The 14,925-nt window shown below is 68.4% G+C and carries 14 protein-coding genes; 12 read left to right on the top strand and 2 right to left on the bottom strand.

Annotated features, from left to right (window positions below; translation table 11 throughout):
• From infB to N802_RS18260, 5 genes are all read left to right on the top strand, one after another.
• Positions 1-2,038 (top strand): translation initiation factor IF-2 (gene infB / locus N802_RS18280; RefSeq protein WP_211254462.1); only part of this gene is annotated, 2,038 nt, incomplete at its 5' end.
• 188 nt (positions 2,039-2,226) lie between these two features.
• Positions 2,227-2,706: a 30S ribosome-binding factor RbfA gene (rbfA, locus tag N802_RS18275; protein WP_035919240.1), complete on the top strand. Its 480-nt coding sequence runs from the start codon at positions 2,227-2,229 to the stop codon at positions 2,704-2,706.
• Positions 2,703-3,617, top strand: a complete 915-nt coding sequence (gene truB / locus N802_RS18270) for a tRNA pseudouridine(55) synthase TruB (RefSeq protein WP_035919238.1) — start codon at positions 2,703-2,705, stop codon at positions 3,615-3,617. Before rbfA ends, truB begins: the two co-directional genes overlap by 4 nt.
• Before the next feature lie 10 nt (positions 3,618-3,627).
• Positions 3,628-4,590 (top strand): bifunctional riboflavin kinase/FAD synthetase, encoded by a 963-nt coding sequence (locus tag N802_RS18265; protein WP_035919249.1) that lies wholly within the window; start codon positions 3,628-3,630, stop codon positions 4,588-4,590.
• A gap of 118 nt (positions 4,591-4,708) precedes the next feature.
• Positions 4,709-5,737: an FtsW/RodA/SpoVE family cell cycle protein gene (locus N802_RS18260; RefSeq protein ID WP_425402496.1), complete on the top strand. Its 1,029-nt coding sequence runs from the start codon at positions 4,709-4,711 to the stop codon at positions 5,735-5,737.
• Here N802_RS18260 and N802_RS18255 read toward each other — a convergent pair.
• Positions 5,734-6,339: a TetR/AcrR family transcriptional regulator gene (locus tag N802_RS18255; RefSeq protein WP_035919235.1), complete on the bottom strand. Its 606-nt coding sequence runs from the start codon at positions 6,337-6,339 to the stop codon at positions 5,734-5,736. The two genes, N802_RS18260 and N802_RS18255, sit on opposite strands and share 4 nt — an antisense overlap.
• A gap of 102 nt (positions 6,340-6,441) precedes the next feature.
• Here N802_RS18255 and N802_RS18250 point away from each other — a divergent pair, with 102 nt between their 5' ends.
• Both N802_RS18250 and N802_RS18245 read left to right on the top strand, forming a co-directional pair.
• A complete protein-coding gene (locus N802_RS18250) occupies positions 6,442-6,948 on the top strand; it encodes a DUF4442 domain-containing protein (protein WP_052110149.1) in 507 nt (168 codons plus the stop codon).
• A gap of 162 nt (positions 6,949-7,110) precedes the next feature.
• Positions 7,111-9,000 carry an AMP-dependent synthetase/ligase gene (locus N802_RS18245; protein ID WP_035919234.1) on the top strand — a complete coding sequence of 630 codons (1,890 nt, stop codon included), beginning with the start codon at positions 7,111-7,113 and terminating at the stop codon, positions 8,998-9,000.
• Positions 9,001-9,026: 26 nt separating this feature from the next.
• On the opposite strand, the gene N802_RS18240 is transcribed toward N802_RS18245, so the two are convergent.
• Positions 9,027-9,602, bottom strand: a complete 576-nt coding sequence (locus N802_RS18240; protein ID WP_035919233.1) for a protein-L-isoaspartate O-methyltransferase family protein — start codon at positions 9,600-9,602, stop codon at positions 9,027-9,029.
• 57 nt (positions 9,603-9,659) lie between these two features.
• Between N802_RS18240 and N802_RS18235 the strand changes: the two genes are divergently transcribed.
• The 5 genes from N802_RS18235 (at position 9,660) to N802_RS18215 (ending at position 14,805) form a co-directional block, all read left to right on the top strand.
• The gene (locus N802_RS18235; protein ID WP_035919231.1) at positions 9,660-11,654 is read left to right on the top strand and encodes a TIGR03960 family B12-binding radical SAM protein; all 1,995 of its coding nucleotides are present in this window, start codon (positions 9,660-9,662) and stop codon (positions 11,652-11,654) included.
• A gap of 211 nt (positions 11,655-11,865) precedes the next feature.
• On the top strand, positions 11,866-12,168 hold the full coding sequence (locus N802_RS18230) for a VOC family protein (protein WP_425402495.1): 303 nt from the start codon (positions 11,866-11,868) through the stop codon (positions 12,166-12,168).
• Between the two features lie 85 nt (positions 12,169-12,253).
• Complete coding sequence (locus tag N802_RS18225; RefSeq protein ID WP_035919230.1) at positions 12,254-12,760, top strand: hypothetical protein; 507 nt, start codon at positions 12,254-12,256, stop codon at positions 12,758-12,760.
• A 35-nt stretch (positions 12,761-12,795) separates the two neighbouring features.
• Entirely contained in the window at positions 12,796-13,989 is a 1,194-nt protein-coding gene (locus N802_RS18220) for an endonuclease/exonuclease/phosphatase family protein (protein WP_035919228.1), read from the top strand.
• A 66-nt stretch (positions 13,990-14,055) separates the two neighbouring features.
• Complete coding sequence (locus N802_RS18215) at positions 14,056-14,805, top strand: TIGR03936 family radical SAM-associated protein (protein ID WP_035919226.1); 750 nt, start codon at positions 14,056-14,058, stop codon at positions 14,803-14,805.
• Positions 14,806-14,925 lie beyond the last annotated feature (120 nt).

Raw genomic sequence — 14,925 nt, 5'->3', positions numbered from 1 at the left:
CCCCGGCGCAGGCACCGGCGGTCCCGGTGGTGGCGGCGGCTTCGGCGGTCGTCCCGGTGGTGGCGGCGGTGGCTACCGCGGTGGCCCCGGTGGCCGTGGTGGCACGCAGGGTGCGTTCGGCCGCGGTGGCGGTCGTCCCGGTCGCGCCCGCAAGTCCAAGCGCGCGAAGCGCCAGGAGTTCGAGGAGATGCAGGCGCCGTCGATCGGCGGCGTGAGCGTGCCCCGTGGTGATGGCTCGACCGTCATCCAGGTGCGTCAGGGTGCATCCCTCACCGACTTCGCCGACAAGATCAACGCCAACCCGGCGTCGCTCGTCACGGTCATGTTCCACCTCGGTGAGATGGCGACCGCGACGCAGAGCCTCGACGAGGACACCTTCAAGCTCCTCGGCGCCGAGCTCGGCTACGACATCCGCATGGTGTCGCCGGAGGAGGAGGAGCGCGAGCTCTTCGACTCCTTCGACATCAACCTCGACATCGGTGTCGACGGTGAGGACGAGGACGACCTCGCGGCCCGCCCGCCGGTCGTGACCGTGATGGGTCACGTCGACCACGGAAAGACGCGACTCCTCGACGCCATCCGCAACGAGGACGTCGCCGGTGGCGAGTCCGGTGGCATCACGCAGCACATCGGTGCCTACCAGATCCACAAGGAGCACGAGGGCGTCGACCGTCCCATCACCTTCATCGACACCCCGGGTCACGAGGCGTTCACCGCCATGCGTGCCCGTGGTGCGAAGGTCACGGACATCGCGATCCTCGTCGTCGCTGCCGACGACGGCGTCATGCCGCAGACCATCGAGGCGCTCAACCACGCCCAGGCGGCCGACGTCCCGATCGTCGTCGCGGTCAACAAGATCGACGTCGAGGGTGCGAACCCGTCCAAGATCCGTCAGCAGCTCACCGAATACAACCTCGTCGCGGAGGAGTACGGCGGCGAGACGATGTTCGTCGACGTCTCTGCCAAGCAGGGTCAGAACATCGACTCCCTGCTCGAGGCCGTCCTCCTCACGGCGGACGCCGCCCTCGACCTGCGGGCCAACCCCGAGCGTGACGCCCGCGGTGTCGCGATCGAGGCCAACCTCGACAAGGGTCGCGGTGCCACGGCGACGGTGCTCATCCAGTCCGGAACGCTCCGGGTCGGTGACGCCATCGTCACGGGCAGCTCCTACGGTCGCGTCCGCGCCATGCTCGACGAGCACGGCCAGAACGTCGACGAGGCCGGTCCCTCCCGTCCGGTCCAGGTCCTCGGCCTGAGTTCGGTCCCGCGCGCCGGCGACACCTTCGTCGTCGCGCCCGACGACCGCACCGCACGCCAGATCGCGGAGCGTCGTGAGGCCGCCGACCGCCAGGCCAGCCTGGCCAAGGCTCGCAAGCGCATCTCGCTCGAGGACCTCAATGAGGCGATCGCGCAGGGCAAGGTCGACACCCTCAACCTCATCCTCAAGGGTGACGTGTCCGGTTCTGTCGAAGCCCTCGAGGACGCGCTGCTCCAGATCGACGTCGGCGACGACGTGGACCTGCGCATCATCGACCGCGGTGTCGGTGCGATCACGATGAACAACATCAACCTCGCGGTCGCGTCCAACGCGATCATCATCGGCTTCAACGTTCGCGCCGAAGGCCAGAACGCTGACTACGCCGAACGTGAGGGCGTCGAGATCCGCTACTACTCGGTGATCTACCAGGCCATCGAGGAGATCGAGCAGTCGCTCAAGGGCATGCTCAAGCCCGAGTACGAAGAGGTCGAGCTCGGCACCGCCGAGATCCGCGAGATCTTCCGTTCGAGCAAGTTCGGCAACATCGCCGGATCGATCGTTCGCAGCGGTGAGATCAAGCGCGGCACCAAGGCACGCATCACGCGTGACGGTGTCGTCGTGTCCGAGAGCGTCGAGATCGCCGGTCTGCGCCGGTTCAAGGATGACGTCACCGAGGTCCGTGAGGGCTTCGAGTGCGGTATCAACCTCGGCTCGTTCAACGACCTGCAGCTCGGTGACCTCATCAGCACCTACGAAATGCGCGAGAAGCCCCGCGCCTGACATTCGTCCTTGTGCCCGATTGGGACATGCGAGCGCCAGCGAGTGTGTCCCAATCGGGCACAAGGACGAGAAGCGTGACCGGCCGGCATACCGACGATTCGGTATGCCGGCCGCTCACCGTCCGCAGTCCCTCACCACCCCCTCCCACGCCTACAGTGGCGGGAGAGTCCCCGAACGAAGGAGCTGTCGTGGCTGACGCCGCACGCGCCCGCAAGGTCGCCGACCGCATCAAGACCCTCATCGCCGCAGGGCTCGACCAGATCGTCAAGGACCCGGACCTCGGGTTCGTCACGATCACCGACGTCCGGGTGACCAACGACCTCCAGCACGGATCGGTCTTCTACACCGTGTTCGGTGACGACGCCCAGCGCGCCAAGACCGCTGAGTTGCTCGAGGCCAACCGCGGCAAGCTCCGCAGCCACGTCGGCAAGAATCTCGGGATCAGGCTCACGCCCACGCTCGAGTTCATCGCCGACGCGATCCCCGAGACGGCCGCGCACCTCGAGGTGCTCCTCCAGGAGGCCCGTGAGCGTGACGCCGCCGTGGCGGCCGCCGCCGCGGGTGCCACTCATGCCGGTGACGCCGACCCCTACCGTCACGACGACGAAGACGACGCCGACCAGGGCGCGGACACCGGCGCGGAGACCGACGCCACCGACCGCGCGTGAGCGAGACGGTCGACGGGCTGCTCATCGTCGACAAGCCGAGTGACTGGACGAGCCACGATGTCGTGGCCCGCGCCCGCCGCCTCTGCAACACCCGCAAGGTCGGGCACGCCGGAACCCTCGACCCCATGGCCACGGGCGTGCTCGTCCTCGGCGTGGGGCGGGCCACGAAGCTGTTGACGTTCCTCGTCGGAAGCGACAAGGACTACACCGCAACGATCCGACTCGGGCTGGGCACGCTCACCGACGATGCCGAGGGTGAGGTCACCGGCGCCCCCGGCGCGAGCGAGGTCACCGACGACGCCATCGCCGCTGCCGTCACGAGCCTCACCGGCAACATCCAGCAGGTCCCGAGTTCCGTCAGTGCGATCAAGGTTCAGGGCCAGCGGTCCTACCACCGTGCGCGCGCGGGGGAGTCGGTTGACCTCCCGGCACGGCCGGTGACGGTGTCGCACTTCGGGATTCTCGTGGTCCGTCGTGCAACGATCGACGGCACGGAGGTCGTGGACGTGGACGTCGACGTCACCGTCTCGTCCGGCACCTACGTCCGCGCCCTGGCGCGTGACCTGGGAGTCGCGGTCTCCTCAGCAGGTCACCTGACCGCCCTGCGACGCACGCGAGTCGGCGGATTCGGTCTCGACACGGCATACCCGCTGTCGGAACTCGAGGCACGACAAGGTGAGCCGATGCCGGTCATCCCGCTCGCCGACGCGGCGCGGGCAGCCTTCGCTGTCCGCGAGCTCACTGAGGACGAGGCCCGCACGATCGGCTACGGCCAGCGGCTGACGTCGCTGGAACCAGGACGCACCGACCCCGTCGCGGCGTTCGCTCCGGACGGGACCCTTGTGGCAATGCTCGACGAGAGCAAGGACCGTGCCCGGAGTCACGTCGTGTTCGCCCCGGCGAGTTCGTAGAGTGTCCACCGTGCACCGGTTCACCGACCCCGCCGCGACACCCGACGGCCTGCGACCCTGCGTCGTCACGATGGGCAACTTCGACGGCGTCCACCGCGGCCACAAGGCCGTCCTGTCCCGCCTCGTCGAGGTGGGCCGCGAGCGTGGCCTCCCCACGGTGGCAGTGACCTTCGAGCCGCATCCCATCGCCGTCCTCTTCCCCGAGCGGGCGCCGGACCTCATCGCTCCCGGGACGATCCGCGACGACCTCCTCGCGCAGACCGGTCTCGACGGGCTCCTCGTCCTGGAGTTCACCAAGGAGTTCGCGAAGCAGTCGCCGGAGGAGTTCGTCAAGCAAACCTTCGTCGACGGGCTCGGAGCCCAGGTCGTCGTCGTGGGCGTGGACACGAGGTTCGGGCACAAGAACGTCGGCGACGTCGACACGCTCCGAGAACTCGGCGAGCGCCTTGGGTTCGAGGTCATCGCCCTCGAGGATGTCGGCGACGGAGCACGGTGGTCGTCCACGTCGGTGCGCGACGCCCTCGCCCGCGGGGACGTGGCCACCGCTGCGCGCACCCTCGGCCGTCCGCACCGGGTCGTCGGGACCGTCGTCCACGGGCACCACCGCGGTCGCGACCTGGGCTTCCCCACGGCGAACCTCTCGCCCACCTCGATCGGGCTCGTGCCGGCCGAAGGTGTCTACGCAGGCTGGCTCACGCGTCTCGACCGTGCCCCGGGGGAGCCCGATCGGACCATGCCGGCCGCGATCTCCATCGGCACCAACCCGACCTTCAACACGCAGGATCGGCGCACGGTCGAGGCCTACGTCCTGGACCGTGATGACCTCGACCTCTATGACGAGCGGGTCGTCATCGAGTTCGTCGAGCACATCCGCCCGACGCTGCGCTTCGACAGCATCGAGGACCTGATGGAGGCCATGACCAAGGACGTCGAGCAGGCTCGCACCGTGCTCACCCAAATCGTCCACTCCTGAGCGGTCGGAGCCCCTCCTGACCGGCCGCGGCCCGCACCTGAGCGGCTCGAGCTGGCTCCGCCAGGACCTCGGCCTCCTCGTCGGGGCCGCTGGGACGTCTGTCGTCGGCGCGCTGCTCGTGTGGTCAGCGACGCACGAGACGGCCGGGACGGCATACCTCGTCCGTCACCTGCTCAACACCGCCATTGGCATGGCGCTCGCCGTCGGCGTCGCCCGACTGGGCCACCACGGTCTGCGGCTCGTCGCCCCGTGGTTGTATGCCGCGTCGATCCTGGGACTCATCGCGGTCCTCACCCCACTCGGCGTCACGATCAACGGATCACGGTCATGGATTCCTGTCATCGCCGGGTTCACGGTGCAGCCCTCGGAGTTCGCCAAGCTCGGGCTGGCCCTCGTCCTCGGGTTCGTCTTCGCGGACCGCTGGGAGCGCCGGGTGGCGCCGGGCAACAGAGACGTGGCTCTCGGGTGGATCCTCGCGGCGGTGCCGGTCGCGCTGATCATGCTGCAGCCGGATCTGGGGTCGGCGGTCGTCCTGGGGGCGCTGGCGTTCGTGGTGATCGCCGTCGCTGGGGCTCCGCGCCGGTGGGTCGTGGGTGTCGCGGTCCTGGGGGTCGGGCTCGTGGTGGCGGCGCTGACGACGCCGCTGCTCAGTGAGTACCAACGCGACCGCCTGCTCGCGTTCATGGACCCGAGCGCGGATCCGCAGGGCATCGGCTACCAGACGCGACAGGTGCGGCTTGCCATCGGTTCGGGTGGTTGGTCGGGGCAGGGCTACATGGAGGGGCCGCAGACGCAGGGCGGCTTCATCCCGTTCCAGCTCAACGACTTCATCTTCTCCGTGGCGGGGGAGGAGCTCGGCTTCATCGGAGCCGCCGGCCTGCTGGTCCTGTTGTCGTTCATCGTCGTGCGCGTGTTCGTGGTGGCGGGTCGATCCGGGGACGCGTTCGGGCGCTTCGTCGGGGTCGGCGTCGGGACGTGGCTGGCCTTCCAGGTCTTCCAGAACGTCGGGATGAACCTCGGAGTCATGCCGGTCACCGGGCTGCCCCTGCCGTTCGTGTCCTACGGCGGGTCGTCGATGTTCGCCTCGTGGCTGGCCATCGGCGTCGTCAATGCGGCGTATGCCGCTGGGCACCCTGATCGACGCTAGTCACCCTGGCCCCGTGGCACCTTCGTGGCCGTGCCGAGGATGGCGTCGACGACCGCGAGGTAGCTCGCCTCGACCGTCTGCGCCGAGCCGATGAGCCCGGCCAACTCCAGACTGACGAAACCGTGAGCTGCGGCCCAGAACCGCCGCGGGTACTCCCACGGGTCGCCCACATCCGGGAGGACGCCGGCGGCGACCGCCCGGTCCGAGGCCGACTTCAGGGTCACGAGGGACTGTTGCCGGACCTGTCGGTCCTCTGTGGTGCGTTCGGAAGGTGCGGTGTTCTGGCGACTGAACATCACGGCATACAGGTGCGGGTTCTCCAAGGCGTTCGTGCGGTAGGCCCGCGCGATGGCGACGAGGTCCGCCCGCGGATCGTCCGTGACAGGCACGGCGTCGAGATGGCGGTCGAGCCGACCGAAACCCTCGGCGACGACCGCCTGCACGAGGTCGGGCATGCTCCCGAAGTGCGTGTAGACCGTCATCGTGGACGTCCCGAGCTCGGTCGCGAGGCGTCGTGCGCTCAAGGCGCTGGTGCCCTGGGTGGCGATGAGTGCCGCCGCGGCTCGAACGACCTCGTCGGCGCTGACCCTGGGTCGACGCATGCTCTGGCTCCTCTGGGCATCACGGTGTTATGCTTCGTTCCATAACGCCGTGATGATATCGCGGTGTGGGCATTCCGAACTTCTTTGCGAGCAGGAGACATCATGGTCAAGGTCCCGACCTGGAACTCGATCGGTGGCAGCGCCGCCTTCACCCGACGTGCCATGAACATGTGGCCCCCCTTCGCCTTTGCCGGGATCCGCGTGACGGAGCTGGACGACAACTTCCGTCACGCGCGCGTCGAGCTCGCCAGCAGCCTCCTCACCCGCAACTACGTCGGGACCCAGTTCGGCGGCTCGCTCTCCTCGATGAGCGACCCGTTCTGGATGTTCCTGGTGATGCGCTCGCTCGGCAGCGACTACATCGTGTGGGACCAAGCGGCCGAGATTCGCTTCATCCGCCCCGGACGCGGTCGGCTGCACGTCACCTTCGACGTGACCGACGAGCTCCTCGACGAACTCCGTGAGGCGGCCGAGGGCGGCGAGAAGGTCCTGCGCTGGCTCGAGTCGGACATCCTCGACGAGTCCGGAGAGGTCGTCGCCCAGGTCCGAAGGCAGTTGTACGTCCGGCTGAAGAAGCGCGTGACCGAGGCGGTCCCGGTCCCCGCCTGAACCAGGCCGCAAAGCTCGGAGGTCCCTTCGTGACGGGACGGTGGCGTCCACTCTGTGGGAAGCGGGTTACTCGTCGGTCACGGAGTTGACGGACTCCTCTCATGTGAGGGAGTTGCTGTGGGACGATCACGCCCACGAGCTCCCCAATGACGAGGATCCCCCATGCTGAAAGTTCGCCCTGAGCTGCGCACCGCGGCCGACGAGCCCATCGACCACTCCATCATCGAGAACCGCGCCGCGAGCATCGGTCACCTCTTCCGCGAACGCGTTGCGGCCACCCCCGACAAGGTCGCCTTCCAGTGGGCCGACGTCGGCGCTGGCCCCGACGGCGCCGACAAGTGGGTCGACGTCACGTGGGCGCAGGTCAAGGACCGCGCCTATGCGCAGGCTGCCGGGCTGGTCGCTCTCGGCGTCGGCCCCGAGGAGCGCGTGGCGATCGCCTCCGGCACCTGCTACGAGTGGGCGCTCGCCGACCTCGCCGTGATGGCGGCAGGCGCGGTCACGACGACGATCTATCCGACGACGATCGATGACGATGTCTCCTTCATCCTGTCCGACTCCCAGAGCAAGGTCGTGTTCGCCGAGAACGCGGAGCAGGTTGCCAAGCTGCGTCGGATCCACAACGCACTGCCGGCGGTGTCCAAGGTCGTCGTGTTCGACGCCGAGGCCGCAACGGGCGAGGACGACTGGGTCATCTCCCTCGATGCACTCGAGGACCTCGGACGGTCGGCACTCGAGCGCGACCCAGGCCTGGTCGATGCTCGGATCGACGCCCTGACCCCCGACCGACTGGCCACGATCATCTACACCTCGGGCACGACCGGTCGCCCCAAGGGCGTCCGCCTGCTGCACAAGAGCTTCACCTTCGAAGGGGCGTCCATCGCCGCGACGGGCATCATCGAGGAGGACGACCTCCAGTACCTCTGGCTGCCTCTCGCTCACGTCTTCGGCAAGGTCCTGCTGACCCTGCCGCTGCAGATCGGGACCACGACGGCCATCGACGGGCGCATCGACAAGATCGTCGACAACCTCGCCGTCGTGAAGCCCACGTTCATGGGCGCAGCCCCCCGCATCTTCGAGAAGGCCTACGGCCGGATCAGCCTGATGATGGAGGAGGAGGGCGGCCTCAAGCTCAAGCTCTTCAAGTGGGCCGGCGAGGTGGGCAAGGAGGTCAGTGTGCTGCGGGAGCAGGGCAAGGAGCCGACCGGCATGCTCGCCCGCAAGCACGCCCTGGCCGACAAGATCATCATGACCAAGATCCGCGAGCGCTTCGGTGGACGCGTCCGGGTGTTCGTCTCCGGATCGGCCGCTCTCAACTCCGACGTCGCGCGCTGGTTCGACGCCATGGGCCTGCCGATCATCGAGGCCTACGGGCTGACCGAGTCCACGGCCGGCGCGTTCGGCAACCGCAAGGGTGCCTACAAGTACGGCTCGGTCGGCTGGCCGTTCCCGGGCTCAGAGGCGCGCATCGCGGAGGACGGCGAAGTTCTGCTGCGTGGCGACAACATCATGGACGGCTACCACAACAACCCTGAGGCGACGGCCGAGGTCCTCGACTCCGAGGGCTGGTTCCGCACCGGTGACATCGGTGAGATGGACGAGCGCGGCTTCCTCAAGATCACCGACCGCAAGAAGGACCTCTTCAAGACGTCCGGTGGCAAGTACGTCGCGCCGTCCGCGATCGAGTCCACCTTCAAGGGTCTGTGCCCCTACGTCAGCCAGCTCCTCGTCCACGGTGCCGACCGCAACTTCGTGTCGGCTCTGGTCGCCCTCGACCCGGACGCCATCCAGCCGTGGGCCGAGGCGAACGGACTCGGTGGCAAGTCCTACTCCGAGATCGCGACCGCACCACAGACTCGCGAGATGGTGCAGGGCTACGTCGACGAGCTCAACGCCGGCCTCAACCGTTGGGAGACGATCAAGAAGTTCACGATCCTCGACCACGACCTCACCGTCGACAGCGGCGAGCTCACGCCGAGCCTCAAGCTCAAGCGCAAGGTCGTGTCGGACCGCTACAAGGACCAGCTCGACGCGCACTACGCGGGAGCCTGACGCAGCAAGACCGGAGAGTGATCCAGTCAGTCCTCGATGAGTGGGACGAACCGATAGGCGCCGTGCTCCTGCGTGAGCACGGCGCCTTCGGTTGTCAGGACCACGCGGTGCATCCAGCCGGCGATCGGGATGACCATGACCCCGCTGGGCCGAAGCTGCTCGACGAGGGCCAGGGGCAGCGCCGCCGGCTCGGCCGAGACGAGGATCCGGTCGAACGGTCCGTTTTCGGGCAACCCCAGGACTCCGGGAACGGCCAGCGTGAGGTGAGCCCACGGCATACCGGTCTGTCGGACGTTCGCGCTGCCCACCTCGGCGAGCTCGGGCACCCGCTCAACCCCGAGCACCGCGCCGGTCGGCCCGGTGAGGTGAGCGAGCAACGTCGTCGTCCACCCCGACCCGGCGCCGACGTCGAGGACGCGGTGACCGGGCCGCACGTCGAGGAGCTCCAGCATCGCGGCGACGGTCCGCGGTTGGGAGTTCGTCTGGCCGTGACCGATCGGCAGCGGGCCGTCCCGATGGGCGTGGCGACGCTCGCGGCGGGGCAGGAACGCCCGGCGCGGCCACGCGGCCATCGCCTCCGCCACCCGTGGTGCAGCGTCCACCCCACCATTGTGCGCGCGACTTTGGGGACTCGCCGCCACCGAACGTACCCTTGACGGATGCACACCCGTACTGCTGGCGCCTCACTCTTCACCGACCTCGAGCCACTGCTCGAGCAGGTGAGCAAGCCGATCCAGTACGTCGGTGGCGAACTCAACTCGACCGTCAAGGACTGGGACTGCGGCGGCGACGTCACCGTGCGTTGGGCGCTCATGTACCCCGACGCCTACGAGGTCGGCGTCCCGAACCAGGGCTCGATGATCCTCTACGAAGTCCTCAACGAGCGCCCCGACGTGCTTGCTGAGCGCACGTATGCCGTGTGGCCCGACATGGAGGCCCTCATGCGTTCGCAGGGGGTCCCGCAGTTCACGGTCGACGCCCACCGCGCGGTCGGTGATTTCGACGTCCTCGGCATTTCGTTCTCGACCGAGCTCGGCTACACGAACCTCCTCACCGCACTCGACCTCGCCGGCATCCCGCTGCATGCCCGCGACCGGGTCGACGGCGACACGATCGTCATCGCCGGAGGCCATGCCGCCTTCAACCCCGAGACCATCGCCGACTTCGTCGACGCCGCGATCATCGGCGACGGCGAGGAGGCAGTGCTCATGGTGTCGGACCTCATCGCGGCGTGGAAACGCGAGGGTATGCCGGGTGGTCGCCACGAGCTGCTGCTGCGCCTTGCGAAGACGGGCGGGGTCTACGTCCCCGCGTTCTATGAGGTGACCTACCTGCCGGACGGGCGCATCCAGCGCATCGCCCCCACCGAGCACGGTGTGCCGTGGCGCGTCTCGAAGCACACGGTCATGGACCTCGACGAGTGGCCGTACCCGAAGCAGCCGCTCGTGCCGCTCGCCGAGTCGGTCCACGAGCGCATGTCGGTCGAGATCTTCCGTGGCTGCACGCGCGGCTGCCGCTTCTGCCAGGCCGGCATGATCACCCGCCCGGTGCGGGAGCGCTCCATCACCGGCATCGGCGAAATGGTCGAGAAGGGCCTCGCCGCAACCGGATTCGAGGAGGTCGGCCTCCTGTCGCTGTCGAGCGCGGACCACACCGAGATCGCGGACATCACCAAGGGGCTGGCCGACCGCTATGAGGGCACCAACACAGGGCTCTCGCTCCCGTCGACCCGCGTCGATGCCTTCAACATCGACCTGGCCAACGAGCTGACCCGCAACGGGCGTCGCTCAGGACTGACGTTCGCGCCGGAGGGCGGCAGCGAGCGGATCCGCAAGGTCATCAACAAGATGGTCACCGAGGACGACCTCATCAAGACCGTCTCCGCGGCGTATGGCGCGGGCTGGCGCAACGTCAAGCTCTACTTCATGTGCGGCTTGCCGACCGAGACCGACGAGGACGTCCTCCAGATCGCCGAACTCGCCAAGCGCGTCATCGAGACGGGCCGCCAGGTCAGTGGCCGCAAGGACATCCGCTGCACCGTGTCCATCGGTGGATTCGTCCCCAAGCCGCACACGCCGTTCCAGTGGGTGGGTCAGCTCTCTGCCGACGAGACCGACGCTCGCCTCGAGAAGCTGCGCGATGCCATCCGTTCGGACCGTCGCCTCGGGTCGTCCATCGGTTTCCGCTACCACGACGGCAAGCCCGGCATCGTCGAAGGGCTCCTGTCCCGCGGTGACCGCCGCGTGGGTGCCGTCATCGAGCAGGTGTGGCGCGACGGTGGTCGGTTCGACGGGTGGAGCGAGCACTTCTCCTACGACGGCTGGATGGCCGCCGCCGAGAAGGCCTTCGCCGCCAGCCCGTGGCCGATCGACGTGGACTGGTACACGACGCGTGAGCGCGAGGAGTCCGAGGTCCTGCCCTGGGACGTGGTCGACTCTGGCCTCGACAAGGAATGGCTCTGGCAGGACTGGCTCGACGCCCTTGACGAGACCGAGGTCGACGACTGCCGCTGGACGCCGTGCTTCGACTGCGGTGTCTGTCCTCAGATGAACACCGAGATCGAGATCGGGCCGACGGGCAAGGTCCTCCTGCCGCTGACCGTGCTCGGCGCCGGCAAGGCGGGCATGGCCGAGCAGGCCCACACCCACGCGTGACCGCACCTCTCGCGCCGCGCGTGGGTCGAAGCCCGTGCCACGCTGGGTGGCATGAGCCGCACCATTCAGGTCACGTTCGACGCGCACGACCCTGGCGCCCAGTCGAGGTTCTGGGCTGAGGTCCTGGGCTACGTCATCCCTGGACCACCGGGCGTCGAACTCACCGAGGGTGCCGATCCGCTCGTTGCCTGGGCCCGACTTCCTCACCCGAATGGGAGTCCCGCAAGACCAGCACAACTCGAGGTCGGCGATCGAGGACCCCGAGGGCCATGGACCACGCGTGTTCTTCCAGCAGGTCACCGAGGACAAGGTCGTCAAGAACAGGGTGCATCTCGATGTCCGCGCTGCGCCGGGGCTCGACGGCGACAGCCGCATGGCCGCGCTCGAGGCCGAGGGCGAACGGCTCGTGGCTCTCGGGGCCCGTCGACTCCGGAGGTTCGAGCCACAGCCGCCGCTTGACGCCGGGCACATCGTCATGGCGGACCCCGAGGGCAACGAGTTCTGCCTGGACTGAATGACGCGACTGAGGGTCGGGGTCAGGGGCGCGTCGGGGTCGCACCCGATGTCCGCTCGCGGCTCACGCCGCCAGGCTGGGGTCCATGACCTGGATCGCCGTCCTCACGCTCGTGTGGCTCGTCATGGCCGCGTTGGGTCTGCAGGCCAGGCAGCGGGGGAGTGCGCGCTCCGCTCGTCGATGGACGACTCGGCTGTATGCCGTGACTCTCGTTCCGGTGACAGCCCTCGCCGTGGGGGCGGCGCTGGTCGCGGTGCAGTTGCCCGGGATCGATCCGGGCAACGGCCCGGCCATCGGCCAGGCCATCGCCGCGGCCACGCCCTACGCCCAGTGGCTGGCGCTCGCCATCAACCTCGTCCTGGTCGACGTCGTCCTTCGACGAGCCGAGGGGCACGAGCACGCCAGGCGGCAAACGGCGAGTCGGCCCTGGACGGTGAGCACGCATCGGCCGGTTGCAGCGAGCGGCGCTGCCGCTTTGCCGCTGCCGTGCCCTGGCGCTGAGGCGCGCCCGCGCCGACAAGGTGAGCGGACGGCATACAGGTTCACGCGGCATTCACCTCCGAAACCGCCACGACGCCTCGCACGTGGCTAGGTTGAAGTCACCCCTGCCCGACATCGGAGGAAGACATGTTCCGCACCCTTGCCGCCCTCATCGGGGCCGCGATCCTGCTCGCCGTGACACCTCTGGCGAGCGCGGCACCACCCGGACCCGGCGGCCCCGGAGAGTCCCTGCGGGTGGCGACCTACAACCTGTCGCTCAACCGCAACGCCGAGGGCCAGCTCGTCAGCGACCTCTCGACGCCCAACAACGCACAGGCCAAGGCGGTCGCCGAGGTCATCCAGCGCACGAACCCGGACGTGATCCTCCTCAACGAGTTCGACTACGTCGAGGGCGGCACGGCAGTCGACCTGTTCCGGGACAACTACCTCGAGGTCGGGCAGAGCGGCGCAGACCCGGTCGAGTACCCCTACGCCTTCGTCGCGCCGTCGAACACAGGTATCCCCACCGGCCACGACCTCAACAACAACGGCACCATCGGAGGCGGCGACGATGCCTTCGGCTTCGGGCTCTTCCCGGGCCAGTTCGGCATGGCGGTCCTCTCGAAGTACCCCATCGAGACCGACAACATCCGCACTTTCCAGAACTTCCTCTGGAAGGACATGCCCGGCAACCTCCTGCCGACCGACTTCTACTCGCCCGAGGAGCAGGACATCCTCCGCCTATCGAGCAAGTCGCACTGGGACGTCCCCGTGACCGTCGGCAAGCGCACCGTCCATGTCCTCGCCGCACACCCGACCCCGCCGACCTTCGATGGACCCGAGGACCGCAACGGTCGCCGCAACCACGACGAGATCCGCTTCTGGGCCGACTACGTGACGCCGAGCAAGGGTTCCTACATCTATGACGACGAAGGCGGGCGCGGCGGTCTCAACCCGAGCCAGCACTTCGTCATCCTCGGTGACTACAACGCCGACCCAGCCGACGGCGACTCCTTCGACGGTGCGATCCACCAGTTGCTCGGCAACAAGCGCATCATCGACCCGCTGCCGACGTCCGAGGGTGCGGTTGAGGCGGCGCAGCTCCAGGGTGGCGCCAACCTGACCCACACGGGCGACCCGAAGTACGACACAGCCGACTTCGCCGACGGCGCGCCCGGCAACCTGCGGGTCGACTACACGCTCCTGTCGAAGCACTTCGCCGTGAACGACGCGGGCGTGTTCTGGCCGGTCCAGGCCGACCCCCTGTCCCGGCTGACGGGGACGTTCCCGTTCCCGACGAGCGACCACCGTCTCGTGTGGGCGGACGTCACCCTGCGCTGACTGCCCGGTTCGGTTCGACCAGCGGGATTCTCTGGTCCGCCCGGCCTGAAATAGGCTGGGCGGACCATGGCACGCCGCACTCCCGAGGGCCCACCCCCGCCTCCCGCCGTCCAGAAGCTCCGCCTCCGCTATGCCAAGCGAGGGCGGCTGCGCTTCTCGTCGACGCGTGACTTCTCGCGTGCCCTGGAGCGTGCCTTGCGCCGCGCGGGGGTGCCGATGGCCTTCTCGGCCGGCTTCCACCCGCACCCGAAGATCAGCTACGCCAATGCCGCGCCGACGGGCACGGCCAGCGAGGCCGAGTACTTCGAGATCTCGGTCACGGAGCGCGTCGACCCCGAAGCCCTGCGCGTCGCGCTCGACGCCGCGCTGCCGCCTGACCTCGATGTCCTCGAGGTCGTCGAGGCCGGCCCGGGGAGCCTCGCAGAGCGCCTCGAGGGCAGCGTCTGGCACCTCGAGATGCGTGGGGTGACCCTTGAGACCCTCACGTATGCCGTGGAGCGCTTCCTCGCGACCGAGCTTGCCGAAGTGACCCGCACTTTCAAGACGGGGCCCAAGACGTTCGACGTCCGATCAGCCGTCGTGTCCATGGTCGCCACCGAGAGCGATGACCCGTCGTGTGCGATACTGCAGATGGTCGTTCGGCACACCACACCGTCCGTTCGCCCCGATGACATCCTGACCGCACTGCGCGCAGTCACCGAGCTCAGCCCGCCCGTGCCACCTCTGGTGACACGGCTGGCCCAGGGCCCACTGCTCACCGCAACTGCTGGGGTGGCCGATCCATTGGCCGCCGACAAGGAGGCCGTCGGTTCCTGATCTGGTGCCGCAGCGGAGTTGACTCGCCGCGCGAACCACTCAGGGACAGCACTTGACTTCCGTGTCGGGCAACTTCACCCGCACACGATTGCGATACGAGCCCCACGGGGCCGACAGGTC

This window comes from Knoellia sinensis KCTC 19936, from assembly GCF_000768705.1.
In the GTDB taxonomy this organism is placed as follows: Bacteria; Actinomycetota; Actinomycetes; order Actinomycetales; family Dermatophilaceae; genus Knoellia; species Knoellia sinensis.
This window is presented reverse-complemented; position numbering and strand designations above follow the sequence as displayed.